The organism is Clostridium sp. TJA038, assembly GCF_058310255.1.
The window spans coordinates 171,344-188,487 of the sequence record NZ_JBZEFA010000001.1; the positions used below are offsets into that span (position 1 = coordinate 171,344).

General features: G+C 30.0%; 11 protein-coding genes. 9 read left to right on the plus strand and 2 right to left on the minus strand.

Translation table 11 applies throughout. The features are described 5' to 3' along the window. Positions 1 to 2 precede the first annotated feature (2 nt). A complete protein-coding gene (recJ, locus tag AC4FQV_RS00805; RefSeq protein ID WP_491163825.1) occupies positions 3 to 1,781 on the plus strand; it encodes a single-stranded-DNA-specific exonuclease RecJ in 1,779 nt (592 codons plus the stop codon). Positions 1,782 to 1,935: 154 nt separating this feature from the next. On the opposite strand, the gene AC4FQV_RS00810 is transcribed toward recJ, so the two are convergent. Beyond that, entirely contained in the window at positions 1,936 to 2,115 is a 180-nt protein-coding gene (locus tag AC4FQV_RS00810; RefSeq protein ID WP_491139359.1) for an alpha/beta-type small acid-soluble spore protein, read from the minus strand. Positions 2,116 to 2,270: 155 nt separating this feature from the next. On the opposite strand from AC4FQV_RS00810, the gene murG reads away from it, so the two are divergent. The 7 genes from murG (at position 2,271) to AC4FQV_RS00845 (ending at position 12,633) form a co-directional block, all read left to right on the plus strand. Beyond that, a complete protein-coding gene (murG, locus tag AC4FQV_RS00815; RefSeq protein ID WP_491163827.1) occupies positions 2,271 to 3,347 on the plus strand; it encodes an undecaprenyldiphospho-muramoylpentapeptide beta-N-acetylglucosaminyltransferase in 1,077 nt (358 codons plus the stop codon). A 207-nt stretch (positions 3,348 to 3,554) separates the two neighbouring features. Beyond that, positions 3,555 to 3,980 (plus strand): flavodoxin, encoded by a 426-nt coding sequence (locus AC4FQV_RS00820; protein WP_491163831.1) that lies wholly within the window; start codon positions 3,555 to 3,557, stop codon positions 3,978 to 3,980. A 111-nt stretch (positions 3,981 to 4,091) separates the two neighbouring features. Then, a complete protein-coding gene (gene nifJ / locus AC4FQV_RS00825) occupies positions 4,092 to 7,601 on the plus strand; it encodes a pyruvate:ferredoxin (flavodoxin) oxidoreductase (protein ID WP_491139532.1) in 3,510 nt (1,169 codons plus the stop codon). 474 nt (positions 7,602 to 8,075) lie between these two features. Continuing rightward, positions 8,076 to 9,503: a glutamate/gamma-aminobutyrate antiporter gene (gene gadC, locus AC4FQV_RS00830; protein WP_491139356.1), complete on the plus strand. Its 1,428-nt coding sequence runs from the start codon at positions 8,076 to 8,078 to the stop codon at positions 9,501 to 9,503. A 448-nt stretch (positions 9,504 to 9,951) separates the two neighbouring features. Next, the gene (gene gad, locus AC4FQV_RS00835) at positions 9,952 to 11,346 is read left to right on the plus strand and encodes a glutamate decarboxylase (protein ID WP_491139355.1); all 1,395 of its coding nucleotides are present in this window, start codon (positions 9,952 to 9,954) and stop codon (positions 11,344 to 11,346) included. Positions 11,347 to 11,529: 183 nt separating this feature from the next. After that, complete coding sequence (locus AC4FQV_RS00840) at positions 11,530 to 11,907, plus strand: DUF1292 domain-containing protein (protein WP_491139354.1); 378 nt, start codon at positions 11,530 to 11,532, stop codon at positions 11,905 to 11,907. Between the two features lie 84 nt (positions 11,908 to 11,991). Further along, complete coding sequence (locus tag AC4FQV_RS00845; protein WP_491139353.1) at positions 11,992 to 12,633, plus strand: HAD-IB family hydrolase; 642 nt, start codon at positions 11,992 to 11,994, stop codon at positions 12,631 to 12,633. Between the two features lie 38 nt (positions 12,634 to 12,671). Here the strand turns inward: AC4FQV_RS00845 and AC4FQV_RS00850 are convergent, their stop codons facing one another. After that, on the minus strand, positions 12,672 to 14,321 hold the full coding sequence (locus tag AC4FQV_RS00850; protein WP_491139352.1) for a putative manganese-dependent inorganic diphosphatase: 1,650 nt from the start codon (positions 14,319 to 14,321) through the stop codon (positions 12,672 to 12,674). A 244-nt stretch (positions 14,322 to 14,565) separates the two neighbouring features. Here AC4FQV_RS00850 and AC4FQV_RS00855 point away from each other — a divergent pair, with 244 nt between their 5' ends. Further along, complete coding sequence (locus AC4FQV_RS00855; protein WP_491163835.1) at positions 14,566 to 17,115, plus strand: calcium-translocating P-type ATPase, PMCA-type; 2,550 nt, start codon at positions 14,566 to 14,568, stop codon at positions 17,113 to 17,115. Positions 17,116 to 17,144 lie beyond the last annotated feature (29 nt).

Sequence of the window (17,144 nt, forward strand, 5' to 3'; positions counted from 1 at the left end):
GCATGAGAGAAAAGTGGCTACTTAGACAGAGAAAAAGAGAAGATATAGAAAATTTAAAAGAAAAATTAAATATAGATTTATTAACAGCTACTCTTTTAGTGAATAGAGATATAAAAGATGAAAAAAAGGCTAAGGAGTTTTTATGTGGAGAAATTGAAAGTTTAAACAATCCATACCTTATGAAGGATATGGAAAAAGGAGTTAAAAGAATAAAAGAAGCTATAGAAAAAGGAGAAAAAATAACTATTTATGGTGATTATGACTGTGATGGAGTATCAAGTACCTCAATTCTTTACAAGGGATTAAAAAGGTGTGGTGCTAATTTTAACTATCATATACCAAATAGAGAAGAAGAAGGCTATGGAATGAACTCTAAAAGAGTTAATATTTTAAAGGAAGAGGGAACGGAGGTTATTTTAACTTGTGATAATGGAATTTCTGCCTTTTCTGAAATAGAGTTAGCTGAAAATTTAGGGATGGATGTTATTTTAACAGACCACCATGATATTCCTTTAGTTAAAGATGAAAAAGGAGAAATAAATAAAAAAATTCCAAAAGCTTATGCAGTTATAAATTCTAAGCAAGAGGATTGTAAGTACCCTTTTAAATCTTTATGTGGTGCAGGAATTGCCTTTAAATTTATGTGTGCTTTATATAAAGAATTAGGAATACCTAATGAGGAAAGCTTAGAGTTATTAGAAATTTGTGCTATTGCTACTGTATGTGATGTAGTTGATTTATTAGGTGAAAATAGAGTAATAGTAAAAAAAGGTTTGGAAATGCTTAATAATACTCAAAACAAGGGCTTAATTGCTTTAAAAAAATACACAGGTCTTGAAGGAAAAGAAATATCTCAGTATCATTTAGGTTTTGTTATAGGTCCTTGTATAAATGCAACAGGAAGACTTGAAACAGCAGATTTATCTGTAGAATTACTTTTAGCAGAAGATTATGATAGAGCAGATGCTTTAGCAAAAGAGCTTTTTGAGTTAAATCAAAGAAGACAGGAATTAACAAAAGATAGTGTTGATATGGTAATAAAACAAATAGAGGATAATAAAATGGAAAATGATAAGGTAATTTTAGTTTACAACTCCTATATACATGAAAGTATTGCTGGAATTGTTGCAGGAAGAATAAAAGAAAAATATAATGTTCCTACAATAATAATGACTAAAGGAAAAGATATGCCTAAGGGTTCTGCAAGGTCTATAGAAGAATATAATATTTTTGAAGAGTTATCAAAATGTAAAGAGCTTATAAGCAAGTTTGGGGGACACCCTATGGCAGCAGGATTATCTGTAGAAGAAGAAAAAATACCATTATTAAGAAATATGTTATTAGAAAATTGTAATTTAACTAAGGAGGACCTAATACCAAAAGTCAGAATAGATGCTAAACTTTCTTTAGAAGATTTAAATTATGGGTTAATAGATGATTTAGAAAAGTTAGAGCCTTTTGGAAAAGGAAATCCTAGTCCACTTTTTGGAGAAAAGGATGTTAAGGTAAGTAGGGTTTGGATAATGGGAAAAGAGCAAAATGTAATTAAATTTAGGTGTAAATTAAAAAATACTTATAATACTATAGATGCAATAGCTTTTGGAAATAAAGTTGAAGAATTTAAAGAGGATTTTGCTAATAAATATGGAGAAGAAGAATTAATAAGAATACTAGATGGGGGAAGTTGTAATTTTAATATTGATTTAATTTATTATCCTAATATAAATGAATTTAATGGAAATAAATCAATTCAAGCTAATGTAAAATATTTTAGAATATAAAATTAAAGGAGCAATATTTTTATATTGCTCCAGTAATTTTAAAATAAATATTTTTGCAAATATTTTTATATTTTAATTGTTAATTTTATTTAAAAGTTAAGCTTTATTTAATTGTTAAAGTTTATTTAATTATTAAAATTAAATTAGATATAAATTAAATTCCTTTTTCGTATTTTTCAACCATTCTTTTAACCATTTCTCCACCAACACTACCGCATTGTTTAGAACTTAAATCTCCATTGTAGTTTGAAAATGGTACTCCCATTTCAGCTGCTACCTCGTTTTTGAATTTAGATAATCCATTTTTTGCTTCTGGTACTAAATGTTGTGCCATTTTTAATTCCTCCTTTGTATTGATTGAGTTTGCATTTATATATTGTGCAAAATAGAGTAAAATATGATAGGGAATTGAAGGGGTTATTACAAAAAAATATTTATAATACCATTGTTAATTAAAATAAAATCACATTTTATAAGGGAGTTGATTTTTTGAAAAAATATAAAATAATTATGACAGGTGGAGGTTCAGCAGGACATGTTACTCCAAACTTAGCCTTAGTGCCTAAACTAAAAGAGTTAGGCTTTGATATAAAATATATAGGCAGTAAAAATGGTATAGAAAAAGAGATAATAACTAAGGAAAATATACCTTACTATTCAATATCCTCTGGTAAACTTAGAAGATATTTTGATGTTAAAAATTTTACAGACCCTCTTAAGGTTTTAAAGGGGGTAATGGATGCAAAAAGAATTCTTTCAAAGGAGAAACCAGATGTTATTTTTTCAAAGGGAGGCTTTGTTACTGTACCAGTTGTAATAGCAGCTTCTATGAAAAAAATTCCTGTAGTTTCCCATGAATCTGACTTAACACCAGGCTTAGCAAATAAAATTGCATCTCCTTTTTGTGATACACTTTGTGTTACCTTTCCAGAGAGTTTAAAATATATAAAGGATAATAAAGGTAAATTAACAGGTACACCTATAAGAGAAGACCTTTTAAAAGGTGATAAAGAAAAAGGAAGAAGATTTTGTGCTTTTAAAGATAACAATAAAAAGGTTTTAATGATTATTGGAGGAAGTTTAGGCTCTAAAGTTATAAATGAAAGCCTTAGAAAAAGTTTAAAAGAAATATTAAAAAATTATAATGTTATTCATTTATGTGGAAAAGGAAACTTAGATGAATCTTTAAATAATTTAGAGGGATATAGACAATATGAATATATATCTGATGAGTTACCTGATTTAATGGCTTTAGCAGATTTAGTTATATCTAGGGCTGGAGCTAATACAATATTTGAATTATTAGCTTTAAGGAAATTAAATATTTTAATACCTTTATCTGCAAATGCCTCAAGAGGAGACCAGGTTTTAAATGCTAAATCCTTTGAAAAGAGTGGCTATTCAATGGTTATTAAAGAGGAGGATTTAAGTCCTGAATTACTTTTAAAATCAATAAAAGATATAGAGAAAAACAAGGAAAAATACCTAAATTCTATGAAAATGAGCAAAATAGGTAATGGAGTTGACAATATCATAGATATAATAAAAAAATCTGCACATATGTAAATTTTTATGGACAATTCTAAGCATATGGAAGAACTTTTATAAGAATTGTTAATAAACATTAAAAATATGTTTTAAAATATCTAAATATGCAACTTGAAAAATTTCTCTCAAAGAGTATAATTATTAATGTCGAGAAAAATTAGTTTTATATCAATTAATATTGGGCCTTTAAGATAAAATATATTATCAAGTATAAGAGGTGTTTTTATGAGTAAAGTATCAGTAATATATTGGAGCAATGGTGGAAATGTTGAAGTATTAGCAAATACTATTGCAGAAGAATTAACAGACTTAGGGGCAGATGTTTTAATAAAGCATGTTTCAAGTGCGAAGGCAGAGGATGTTTTAGAAGCAGATGCAGTAGCCTTAGGTAGCCCTTCAATGGATAATAACAGAATAGAACAATACGATATGGAACCATTTGTAAAACAATTCAAGTTAACTCCAAATAACAACAAAAAAATGATTTTATTTGGGTCATATGGTTGGGATAATGGAGAATTTATGGTTGAATGGGTTGAAAGAATGAAGGATTATGGATTCGACGTTGTTGGTAGCTTAGCTGTAAATGAATCACCAAATAATGAGGAAATTCAAGAAGCTAAGGAATTAGCAAAAAAATTAATAAAATAATTTACTAAGCTAAAAAGTAGTTTTAATTAATTACTTTAAATATATTATAATTTTTAAGATTTAAATTTATATATCTACAAAATTAATGAAAGAGAGGTCATCTCAATGGCAATGAGAAAAATGAAAACTATGGATGGTAACACAGCTGCCGCTTATATATCATATGCGTTCACTGATGTTGCAGCAATATTCCCTATCACTCCATCATCACCAATGGCAGAGTGGGTTGATGAAAATAGTGCAAGAGGATTAAAGAACATATTTGGTCAACCTGTAAAAGTAATGGAAATGCAATCAGAAGCAGGTGCTGCAGGTGCAGTTCACGGTTCATTACAAGCTGGAGCTTTAACAACTACTTACACAGCTTCACAAGGTTTATTATTAATGATACCAAACATGTATAAAATAGCTGGTGAATTATTACCATCAGTATTCCATGTATCAGCTAGATCACTAGCTACTTCAGCATTAAGCATCTTCGGTGATCACCAAGACGTTATGGCTGCAAGACAAACTGGATTCGCTATGTTAGCAGAAGGATCAGTTCAAGAAGTTATGGACTTATCAGCTGTTGCTCATTTAGCAGCTCTTAAAGCTAGAGTACCATTTGTAAACTTCTTTGATGGATTTAGAACATCACATGAAATACAAAAAGTTGAACTTTTAGAATATGATGAATTAAAAGAATTAGTAGATATGGAAGCTGTAGATGAGTTTAGAAGAAGAGCTCTAAACCCTAACAGACCTGTAACTAGAGGTACAGCTCAAAACCCAGACATCTACTTCCAAGAAAGAGAAGCAGTAAACAAATTCTACGATGCAGTTCCAGAAATAGTTGAGAGCTACATGAAAGAAATCACTAAGTTAACTGGTAGAGAGTATAACTGTTTCGATTACTATGGAGCAGAAGATGCTGAAAGAGTTATAGTAGGTATGGGATCTGTTACAGACTTAGTAGAAGAAACTATAGATTACTTAAACGCTAAAGGAGAAAAGGTTGGTTTAGTTAAAGTAAGATTATTCAGACCATTCTCAAATGAAAGATTATTAAAAGCAATGCCTAAAACTGTTAAAAAGGTTGCTGTTTTAGATAGAACTAAAGAACCAGGTTCAGCAGGAGAACCTTTATACTTAGAAGTTAAAAATGCATTCTACGGATTAGAAAATGCTCCTGTAATAGTTGGTGGTAGATTTGGATTAGGTTCAAAAGATACTGTACCAGCTGACATAGTTGCTGTTTACGAAAACTTAAAGAAAGATGAACCAAAAGATGGATTCACTTTATCAATAGTTGACGATGTAACTAACACTTCATTAGAAGCTGCTGGAGATATCGATACTGCTCCAGAAGGAACTAAAGCTTGTAAGTTCTGGGGATTAGGATCAGACGGAACAGTTGGAGCTAACAAGAGTGCTATCAAAATCATCGGAGACCATACTGACATGTATGCTCAAGGATACTTTGCATATGACTCTAAAAAATCAGGTGGGGTTACAATTTCTCACTTAAGATTTGGTAAAAAACCAATAAAATCATGTTACTTAATAAACAAAGCTGATTTCGTTGCTTGTCACAACCAATCATATGTTAATAAGTACTTCGTTTTAGATGGATTAAAGAAAAACGGAACATTCTTATTAAACACTATCTGGAGTCCAGAAGAAGTTGCTAAGCACTTACCAGCAAGCTATAAGAGATTCTTAGCTGAAAACAACATTAAGTTCTACACTTTAAATGCTGTTAAGATAGCTCAAGAAGTTGGTTTAGGTGGAAGAATCAACATGATAATGCAATCTGCATTCTTCAAATTAGCTAACATAATACCAGTAGAAGACGCAGTTAAATACTTAAAAGATGCTGTTGTAACTTCATATGGTAAAAAAGGTGAAAAAGTTGTTAACATGAACCACGCTGCTATAGATAAAGGAATTGATGCTATAGTTGAAATTAAAGTTCCAGCTGAGTGGGCAAATGCTAAAGACGAAGTTGTTGAAGAAAAAGAAGTTCCACAATTCGTTAAGAACATAGTTGAGCCAATGAACAGATTAGAAGGAGATAAACTTCCTGTATCAGCATTTAACGGAATGGAAGATGGTACTTTCGAACCAGGTACTGCTGCATACGAAAAGAGAGCAATTGGTATAAACATACCAGAATGGATAGCTGATAACTGTATCCAATGTAACCAATGTGCTTACGTTTGTCCTCATGCTACAATAAGACCATTCTTATTAACAGAGGAAGAAGCTAAAAATGCTCCAGCTTCAACTAAGTTAGTTGCTGCTAAAGCATTAAAAACAGAAGAGCCAATGCAATTTACTATGGCTGTAAGTACTTTAGATTGTACTGGATGTGGAAACTGTGCTCAAGTTTGTCCTGCTAAGGAAAAAGCTTTAGTTATGAAACCACAACATACTCAAGAAGATCAAATAGAAGCTTGGGATTACTGTGTAAATGATGTTGCACCTAAGAAAAACCCAATGAACAAAAATACAGTTAAAGGTAGCCAATTTGAGCAACCATTATTCGAGTTCTCAGGAGCTTGTGCTGGATGCGGAGAAACTCCATATGCAAAACTTATAACTCAATTATTTGGAGATAGAATGATGATAGCTAACGCTACTGGATGTTCATCAATCTGGGGTGGATCTGCTCCTTCAACTCCATACACAACTAACCACAAAGGTCATGGACCAGCTTGGGCTAACTCATTATTTGAAGATAACGCTGAGTTTGGATTAGGTATGTTCTTAGGAGTTAAAGCTATAAGAGATAGATTAGTTGACCTTGCTGGAAAAGCAATCGAAGCTGGTGTTAAACCAGAAGCTAAAGAAGCTTTAGAAGCTTGGATAGCTGAAGTTGATAACGGTGAAGGAACTAGAGATAGAGCTGATGCTGTTATAGCTACATTACAAGGTGAAACTAACGAGTTCGCTTTAGAAATCTTAAAAGATCAAGATTACTTAGTTAAGAGATCACAATGGATCTTCGGTGGAGACGGATGGGCTTACGACATCGGTTACGGTGGAGTTGACCACGTTTTAGCTAGCGGAGAAGATGTAAACATACTTGTTATGGATACAGAAATCTACTCAAATACAGGTGGTCAATCATCTAAATCAACTCCAACTGCTGCTATAGCTAAGTTCGCTGCTGCAGGTAAGAGAACTAAGAAGAAAGATTTAGGAATGATGGCTATGAGCTACGGATATGTATATGTTGCTCAAATCGCTATGGGAGCTGACAAGAACCAAACTCTTAAAGCAATAGCTGAAGCAGAAGCATATAAAGGACCATCATTAATAATAGCTTACTCACCATGTATCAGCCACGGCTTAAAAGCTGGTATGGGTAACGCTCAATTAGAAGAAAAGAGAGCTGTTGAATGTGGATACTGGGCTATGTACAGATTTAACCCAATGTTAAAAGAAACTGGAAAGAACCCATTCACATTAGATTCTAAAGAACCAACAGGAGACTTTAGAGAGTTCATAATGGGAGAAGTTAGATATGCTGCATTAGCAAAAGCATTCCCAGAACATGCTGAAGCATTATTCGAAAAGACTGAAAGAGATGCTAAAGAAAGATTAGAAGGCTACAAAAAACTTGCTTCTAACTAGTAAGTAAATATAGCAACTAATTAGGTTTAAATATATAGATTGAAGTATAATAGATAAGAGTTAAGACTTTTTAAAAGACTTAACTCTTATTTTTTTGTTTTTGTTCATAATTTTAAAAGAAAAATATTTATATAAATTTGTAGTATTTTAATATTTATTTTAAATTTTTATTGATAAAATATTAATAAAAATGTTAATAAAATTATATTAATTTAAAATAAAAGAAAAATAAAGAAAATTGAAGTAATAAAGAGTAAAAATGGGATTTTACTAAGTTTTAACATATAACAGATAAAAATTGAAGAAAGGAAGTTTTGAATAAATTGTTAACAAAGGTTATTATTTAATATAGTTAGTAGCTATTATTCAAGAGAAGAATTTATTAAAGTTTAAATTTTTGTCTTAGATAATAGTTGTTGATTAAAGAGTTAAACTTCTAAATTTAAAATTAAAAATTTAAAGGAGGCGTTTGTTATGCCAAGTAAGTCAGGTGCAAGTGGAAAAACATTAACTTTATTTGGATTCTTTGCTATGACAGCATCTATGGTAATGACAGTCTATGAGTATCCTACCTTTGCAACATCAGGATTTCATTTAGTATTTTTCTTAATAGTAGGTGGACTTTTATGGTTTTTACCAGTTGCTCTATGTGCAGCAGAGATGGCAACAGTAGATGGCTGGGAAGAAGGAGGTATCTTTTCTTGGGTTGGAAATACCTTAGGGGAAAGATGGGGCTTTGCAGCAATATTCTTTCAATGGTTCCAAATAACAGTTGGATTTGTTACAATGATTTATTTTATATTAGGAGCTTTATCATATGTCTTTAATTGGCCAGCATTAAATAGTAATCCCTTAATAAAATTTATAGGTGTATTAGTTATATTTTGGGTATTAACTTTTTCTCAATTTGGAGGAACTAAAAATACAGCAAAAATAGCAAAAGCAGGATTTGTTTTTGGTGTTGTTGTTCCTGCTATAATATTATTTGCACTAGGTATAATTTACATAGTAAAAGGTAATCCAATTCATGTTGCTTTAAGTGCACATGATCTTATGCCTGATTTCACTAAAGTAAATACTTTAGTTGTCTTTGTTTCATTTATATTAGCATATATGGGAGTTGAAGCATCTGCATCTCATGTTAATAAATTAGAAAATGCTAATAAAAACTATCCTTTAGCTATGTTTATTCTTGTAGCATTAGCTATAATTCTTAATACTGTAGGTGGATTAACTGTTGCAGCTGTTATTCCAGAACAACAATTAAACTTAAGTGCAGGTGTTGTACAAGCATTCCATCAATTAGTAGTTGTAAATTTTGGAGAAGGTTTTGATTGGATAACAAGAATTGTAGCACTATTACTTGCTTTAGGAGTTATGGCAGAAGTAAGTTCTTGGGTTGTAGGTCCTTCTGAAGGTATGTATGCTGCTGCAAAAAAAGGGTTATTACCAAAAAAATTAACAGAAGTTAATAAACATGAAGTACCTGTACCATTAGTTTTAGTACAAGGAGTAGTAGTTACTATATGGGCAGCTGTTTTAACTTTCGGTGGTGGAGGAAACAATGTTTCATTCCTTACTGCAATTTCATTAACAGTAGTTATATACTTAGTTGGATATTTATTATTCTTTATAGGATATATTATTTTAATATTAAAACATGAAGATTTAAAACGTGCTTATCATGTTCCTGGTGGAAAAACATTTAAAATGATAGTTGCAATAGTTGGTTTCTTAGTATCAGTATTTGCTTTAGTAATATCATTTGTACCACCTTCTCAATTAACAGGAAAAAGTATATCAGAATATCTAACAATATTATCTGTAAGTTTTGTAATAACTGTATTAATTCCATTTGTAATATATGCTTTACATAAAAAATGGGATAAACAAGTAGGATAAAAATTAAGGTAACCAATATTTTTATTGGTTACCTTAATTTTATCTTTTAAAACTTTTAAAGAATATATTTCTAGTTATGGATTAATTTATTTAGATTATGAAATAATAACAGTTATTTTAATTAAATAGCTAAAAGAAACCACTAGGATTTAATAAATCTCTAATAAAATTTACTCTTTAATGCTTTAAAGAGAAAAATGGAGTAATTTAAAGAAAAAAGGAGAAATATGAAGAAAGATACATATTTATAAAAAAACAATAAAGTATTAATAAAATGTAACTGAATTGAGAATTTAATTATTATCTTTAAAAGGTGTATTATATATATAGCTTGATGAGAGAGTCATTTAGGCAATATAAATAAAAATTTATATAACTAAAAATTACTCTTAAATTTTTTTATAAAAGAACTTAAGAGTGGTTTTTGGCTAAATTAGGAGGTATTAAAATGCTTTTTGGAAAAAATCAATTAGGAAGCAAATTTGACACACCAATATTTGGTACTATGGAAAGTAATGAATCTATCCCTAAATATGAATTAGCTAAAAATCCTATCCCACCACAAGTTGCATATAGATTAATTAAGGACGACTTATTAGATGAAGGAAATGCTCGTCAAAACTTGTGTACTTTCTGTCAAACTTACATGGAAGATGAAGCAGTAGCCTTAATGTCAGAAACTTTAGAAAAAAATGCTATAGATAAATCAGAATATCCACAAACTACAGATTTAGAGAATCGTTGTGTAAACATTTTAGCTGATTTATGGCATGCACCAGAAGATGAAAGCTTTATGGGAACTTCAACAGTAGGTTCTTCAGAAGCATGTATGCTAGGTGGTATGGCTATGAAATTTAGATGGAGAAATAGAGCTAAGGCTTTAGGTATGGATGTTACATCTAAAAAACCAAACTTAGTAATTTCTTCAGGGTATCAAGTATGTTGGGAAAAATTCTGTGTTTATTGGGATATAGAAATGAGATTAGTTCCAATGGATGAAGAACATATGAGCATGAATGTAGATAAGGTTTTAGATTATATTGATGATTATACTATAGGGGTTGTAGGAATACTAGGTATAACTTATACAGGAAAATATGATGATATTAAAGCCTTAGATAAGAAATTAGAAGAATATAATAAAACAGCTAAATTATCAGTACCTATGCATATAGATGCAGCTTCTGGTGGTTTATTTGCACCATTTATAGAACCTAAACTAGAATGGGATTTCAAACTTAAAAATGTTGTATCAATAAGTGCTTCAGGTCATAAATATGGATTAGTTTACCCAGGTATTGGTTGGGTATTATGGAGAGATAAAGAATATTTACCTCAAGAATTAGTATTTGATGTAAGTTATTTAGGTGGAAAAATTCCAACTATGGCAATAAACTTCTCAAGATCTGCAAGCCAAATAATAGGTCAATACTACAACTTCTTAAGATATGGTTTTGAAGGATTTAGAGAAATACATCAAAGAACAAAAGATGTTGCTATGTATTTAGCTTCTGAAATTGAAAAAACAGGATTATTTAAAATTTATAACAATGGTGAGAATTTACCAATAGTTTGCTATAAATTAAAAGATGATGCTAATGTTGAATGGACTTTATATGACTTAGCAGATAGATTATTAATGAAAGGATGGCAAGTTCCTGCTTATCCATTACCTGCTAACTTACAAGATACAATAATTCAAAGAATAGTATGTCGTGCTGATTTAAGCCACAACTTAGCAGAACTATATATAAGAGATTTCAACGCTGCTATAAAAGATTTAAATAATGCAAGAGTTTTAAATAAAGAAACTAAAAAAGGCGTTCAAGGATTTACTCATTAAAAATAAAAAAATTCCTAAGGTTTTCCTTAGGAATTTTTTTGTTTTAAATATTTAATATATATTGATTATATTATTATATTGTGTTAAGAATATAATAAAGAATTAAAAATAAAAGACTTTTATTATTTTGTATTTAAGGTTACAATTAATATAAAGTAAATTTTCCACAAGGGAGGAAAGATTATGTCAGATAAAGAATTAAACAAATGTTGTGGAGGCAGCTGCGGTTGCGGAAGCGAAAAAGAAGAAAAGCATGAAGGATGCGGATGCAGCGGACACGGTCATGGACACGATCATCATGGACATCATGAAGGATGTGGATGTGGAGACGAACATGTAGAGCATTTCGTTGTAGATTTAGAAGATGAAGAAGGAAATACAATAACTTGTGATGTTATTGATGCCTTTGAATATAAAGATGAAGAGTACGTTTTAGTACAACATCCTGATGAATCAGTGTACCTATTCAAATCTCAAGGTGAAGAAGGAGAATTAATTCTTCCTTCAGAAGAAGAGTTTGATGAGGTTGTTAAATTCTACGAAGAAAACATGGCTGAATAATAAAAAAAGATGATGTGTTTTACATCATCTTTTTTTTAGTTTATAATATTTTTTATAAATTTGTTTAGAAATGTGGTGGATAAGGTGGAGAAATTAGCTATATTTGATGTTGACTTTACCATAACAAGCAAAGAAACTTTGCTTCAGTTATTTAAGTTTTCCATAAAGGAGCATAAGAAGAATTTAATATACTTACCAAGAGCTGCTTTTTCAGGACTTATGTATGGGTTGAAGTTTTATGATGAGAAAAAAGTAAAAGAATCTTTCTTAAAATTTTTAGATGGAATGAGTGAAGAAGATTTAAAGGTTTTTGTGAGAAAATATTATGATGAAGTTTTAAGCAAAATACTTTATAATGATGCAATTTCCATGATAAAAAAGTTAAAAGGAGAAGGTTATAAGGTTTATTTAATATCTGCATCACCAGAATTTTATTTAAATGAACTTTATAATATAAAAGAAGTAGATTTAATTATAGGAACTAGATTTGCTTTTGAAAATGGAAAATTCAAAAGAAAAATGATAGGAGAAAACTGCAAAGGAGAGGAAAAGGTTAAAAGACTTAAAGCTTATTTAAAGGAAAACAATATAAAGGTGGATTATAAAAATTCTTATATGTTTTCTGATTCTTTATCTGACAAGCCCCTTTTAGATTTAGCAGGAAAAGGATATTTAATAAACTATAAAAAAAGTAATCCAGAATTTGAAGTGTTAAATTGGACTTAAAAAAAGCAATCTCAAATAGAGATTGCTTTTTTATTAAATTACTTACCAACTCTTGTTGTGATTATTTGAGTTAGTGGTGGTACAACTTGTTTCTTTCTAGATAAAACTCCAGGTAAGAAGCAAGTTGAATCTTCTAAAGTAACCTTAAAGGCTTCTTCAGCTATTTCAGGACTTCTTCCTGCAACTAATATTTGAGAACCTTCATTTATGATATCAGTAAGTAATAACATAATCATTTCTAGGTCCATAGAATCAGCTTTTTGATTCATATATTCTAACATTTTATCTTTTAAAGGCATAAATCCTTCTATATCCATAGTGTTAACTTGAGCAACACCTATTTTAACACCTTCAATTGTGAAAGGTTTAAAGTCTGCATTAAATATTTCTTCAATAGATTTTCCTTTTAAAGAAGTTCCAGCTTTAAACATTTCTTTTGCAAAAGTTTCAGGAACTATATTAGCTATTTCTGCTAATTTTCTGCAAATCTTAATGTCTTGTGGAGTGCAAGTTGGTGATTTAAATAATAATGTATCTGAAATTATAGCACCACATAAAAGACCAGCAGCTTCTCTTGAAGGTCTTATTCCATTTTCAAAGAATCTTTTAGCAACAATTGTTGAAGTACTTCCTAAAGGTTCATTTCTAAAGTATATAGGGTTACCAGTTTGTATATCAGCAACTCTATGATGGTCTATGATTTCTAAAACTTCCGCATCTTCTAAACCATTTACTGATTGACCTCTTTCATTGTGGTCTACTTGAATAACTTTTTTCTTATGAGTAGATATTAAGTGGAATCTTGCAATTGAACCAACAACTTTATTGTTTTCATCTATTACAGGATAATTACTATATCTAGTTTCGCTCATTGTTACCTTTGCATCTTCAACTAGTTCATCAGTTGATATAGATACTATATTATCTTTAGTCATAACATAATCTACTGGTAAACTTTGAACTATTAATCTTGATGCTGTGAAAGAATCATGAGGAGTTGTAATAACAGTTATGTTATTTTCTTTAGCTAAATCTATAATTTCTTTAGTAGGTGTATGTCCACCTGTAACTATTAGTAAAGAAACATTAAGTTCTATTAATTCAGCTTGTATTTCAGCTCTATCTCCAGCTATAGCTATGTCTCCTTCTTTTATAAATTCTTTTAAAGAATCTGCTTGCATAGCAGCAACTACAACTTTTCCTGGAAATACTTTTATTCCTTCAGCTATATTTTCAGCTTTAGCTGATAAAGTATCTAATATATTATCTAAAGAAGTTTTGCTCTTTGCTAAAATATTGCTATCCCAAACATCCATGTAAGTTGCAGTTATGTTAGATGTAGATAACATTCCTAATAAATGATTATTTCCATCTGCAACAGGAATTGATTTTAAGTTTTTATCTCTCATTATGTTCCAAGCCATTTTTAAAGAAACTTCAGGAGCTAAAGGAGCTATTTTATCCATTTCTAAATCTTCAACCTTTAACTTAACAGTCTCTAAAAATTGAGGTGCTTCAACACCAAAATAATCAAGTATGTATTGAGTTTCTTGGCTAACTTTTCCTAATCTAACAGGAATAGCTGGTGTATCTTGAGTTTTATTTTTAAATTCAGCATATGCTAAAGCTGCACATATTGAATCTGAATCAGGATTTTTATGTCCTGTAATGTATATTACATCCTTCATTTAGGTTGCCTCCTTCATTGTTTTAAATTTTTTAATTCATGAATATATTTTAATTCCTAAACTATTAAAAGTAAAGTTTATCAACACTCATTTTATCATAGTTTAATATAATTTTCTATTAAAGAAAATTTGCTTTGTGCTCTTCTTTTCTTGTGTTACATAAGAAAATTTCTAGTTCTAAAATAAAGCTTTTTAAACATATATTACAATAGATTGCTAGGGAGAGAAGGAGGAGCAAAAAGTTATGGTAGAAAAGGATCTCTTTAGAGGGCTTACAACTAAAGAAGCTAAAGAACGACTAGAGAAGTTTGGATTAAATGAAATAACAGAAAAGAAAAAAGTATCTGCTATAAAGATATTATTACAACAATTTAACGATTTTATAATATGGGTATTAATTGGAGCTACTATTATTTCAGGCCTTATGGGAGATGTAGCAGATGCTATTACTATATTTGTAATTGTTGTTATAAATGGAATTTTAGGTTTTGTGCAAGAATTTAAAACTGAAAAATCCCTAGATGCACTAAAATCCTTAGCAGCACCTACATGTAAGGTTTTAAGAGATGGAAATATTAAGGTGATTAATGCTAATGAATTAACCATTGGTGATGTTGTAATATTAGAAGCAGGAGATAGAGTTCCTGCAGACGGAGAAATTTTTGAATGCACTAATTTAATGATTGATGAATCTCTATTAACAGGAGAATCTGTTGGAGTTAATAAGACTACAAGTTCAAAGGAATCTTCTTTAATTTATATGGGAACTAAAGTTTTAAAGGGAAAAGGAAAATTTAGAGTAACAGCTATAGGAATGAGTACAAAGATGGGTTCTATAGCAGATATGTTACAGGATATAGAAGAAGAAAAATCTCCTCTTAAAGAAAGATTAGATGGTCTTGGCAAAATTCTTTTAGTTTTATGTTTAGCTATATGTGCATTAGTTACAGTTTTAGGCATTATAAGAGGAAATGATTTAACAGAAATGTTTTTATTAGGAGTTAGTTTAGCTGTAGCTGCTATACCGGAGGGATTAGCTGCCATAGTAACAGTTTCTTTAGCACTTGGAGTTTCTAGAATGTTAAAGAGAAATGCTTTAGTTAAGAAGTTGCCAGCTGTTGAAACTTTAGGTTGTACATCTGTTATATGTAGTGATAAGACAGGAACTTTAACTCAAAATAAAATGACTGTAAAAGAAATTTTTGTTGACGGAAAGCATTCAAGGATAGATATAGACCCTTTTCCTAAATCATTAAATTTAATGAAAGCCTTTGTTTATTGTAATGATTGTAACTATGATTTTTCAAAGAAAAAAATAGAAGAGGTTTTAAATGGAGACCCTACAGAAACAGCTTTAATAAAGGCATATTTTAAAGATGTTGATTATTTGAAAAATACAGTAGGCAATATAAAAAGAACCTTTGACATACCTTTTGATTCTAGTAGAAAAATGATGTCTGTTATAGTTAAAGAGAGTGGAAGAGAGATTTGTTATGTAAAAGGTGCACCGGAAAAGCTTATAAATAGGTGTAGATATATACATGAAGAAGGAAGAGTAAAACTATTAACTTCTCAAAAGAAACAACAGATATTAAATATAGTTGAAAATATGAGTAATAGAGCTTTAAGGTGTATTGGAGGAGCATATAAAATAGATAATATAGTAAAGGATGAAAGTCTTGAAAATGAACTTATATTTTTAGGAATTGCAGGAATAATAGACCCACCAAGACCTGAAGTTAAGGATTCTGTTATAAAATGTAGATTAGCAGGAATAACACCTATAATGATAACAGGAGACCATAAAAATACAGCTTTTGCCATAGGCAAAGACTTAAATATTGCAAAATCACAGGACCAAATAATAACAGGGGAAGAATTAGATAAATTAGATGATAAGGAATTAAAAAGAAAGGTAAGTAAACTTAGAATATTTGCAAGAGTTACTCCTAATCATAAACTTAGAATAGTTAAGGCTTTTAAGCAAAATGGAAATATAGTTGCTATGACAGGAGATGGAGTAAATGACGCTCCTGCTATAAAAGAAGCAGATATTGGGGTAGCTATGGGGATTTCAGGAACTGATGTTACAAAGGAAGCCTCTTCTATGATTTTAATGGATGATAATTTTGAGACTATAGTATCTGCTGTAGAGGAAGGAAGAATAATATATGATAACATAAGAAAATTTATAAGATATTTATTATCTTGTAATTTAGGAGAAGTTTTAACTATGTTTTTAGCAACAATATTTTATCTTCCAACGCCTATGCTACCTATACAAATTTTATTTGTAAATTTAGCTACAGATGGTCTTCCTGCTATAGCTTTAGGAGTAGATCCTGCTGATAAGGATATAATGAATCAACAGCCTAGAAGCAAAAGAGAAGGAATATTTGCAAGAGGACTTACTGAAAAAATATTAGTAAGAGGATGTTTAATTGGAATATGTACCTTATTAAGTTTTATTATTGGTGGACTTTATGGAATGGATTTAGACACTTGCAGAACTATGGCTTTAGCAACATTAGTTATGTCTCAATTATTACATGTTTTTGAATGTAGGTCAGAGAGACATTCTATTTTTGAAATAAAATTATTTACTAATATGTATTTAGTAGGGGCAGTTGCTATTTCTATAATTATGTTACTTGCTATAATATACATTCCATTCTTTAGTGCGATATTCCACACTACAGTTTTAGGACTTAATCATTGGTTAATAGTTCTATTCTTCTCAACTATAATATTCTTTGTAAATAGCTTATATTTATTTATAAAGGTTAAAAGATAAAAATAAAAAAAGCTGTATTTAAAATACAG

Coding starts and splice junctions, on each gene's coding strand:
- recJ (WP_491163825.1), top strand. CDS start 3: ATGAGAGAAAAGTGGCTACTTAGACAGAGAAAAAGAGAAGATATAGAA.
- AC4FQV_RS00810 (WP_491139359.1), bottom strand. CDS start 2,115: ATGGCACAACATTTAGTACCAGAAGCAAAAAATGGATTATCTAAATTC.
- AC4FQV_RS00820 (WP_491163831.1), top strand. CDS start 3,555: ATGAGTAAAGTATCAGTAATATATTGGAGCAATGGTGGAAATGTTGAA.
- nifJ (WP_491139532.1), top strand. CDS start 4,092: ATGAGAAAAATGAAAACTATGGATGGTAACACAGCTGCCGCTTATATA.
- gadC (WP_491139356.1), top strand. CDS start 8,076: ATGCCAAGTAAGTCAGGTGCAAGTGGAAAAACATTAACTTTATTTGGA.
- gad (WP_491139355.1), top strand. CDS start 9,952: ATGCTTTTTGGAAAAAATCAATTAGGAAGCAAATTTGACACACCAATA.
- AC4FQV_RS00840 (WP_491139354.1), top strand. CDS start 11,530: ATGTCAGATAAAGAATTAAACAAATGTTGTGGAGGCAGCTGCGGTTGC.
- AC4FQV_RS00850 (WP_491139352.1), bottom strand. CDS start 14,321: ATGAAGGATGTAATATACATTACAGGACATAAAAATCCTGATTCAGAT.
- AC4FQV_RS00855 (WP_491163835.1), top strand. CDS start 14,566: ATGGTAGAAAAGGATCTCTTTAGAGGGCTTACAACTAAAGAAGCTAAA.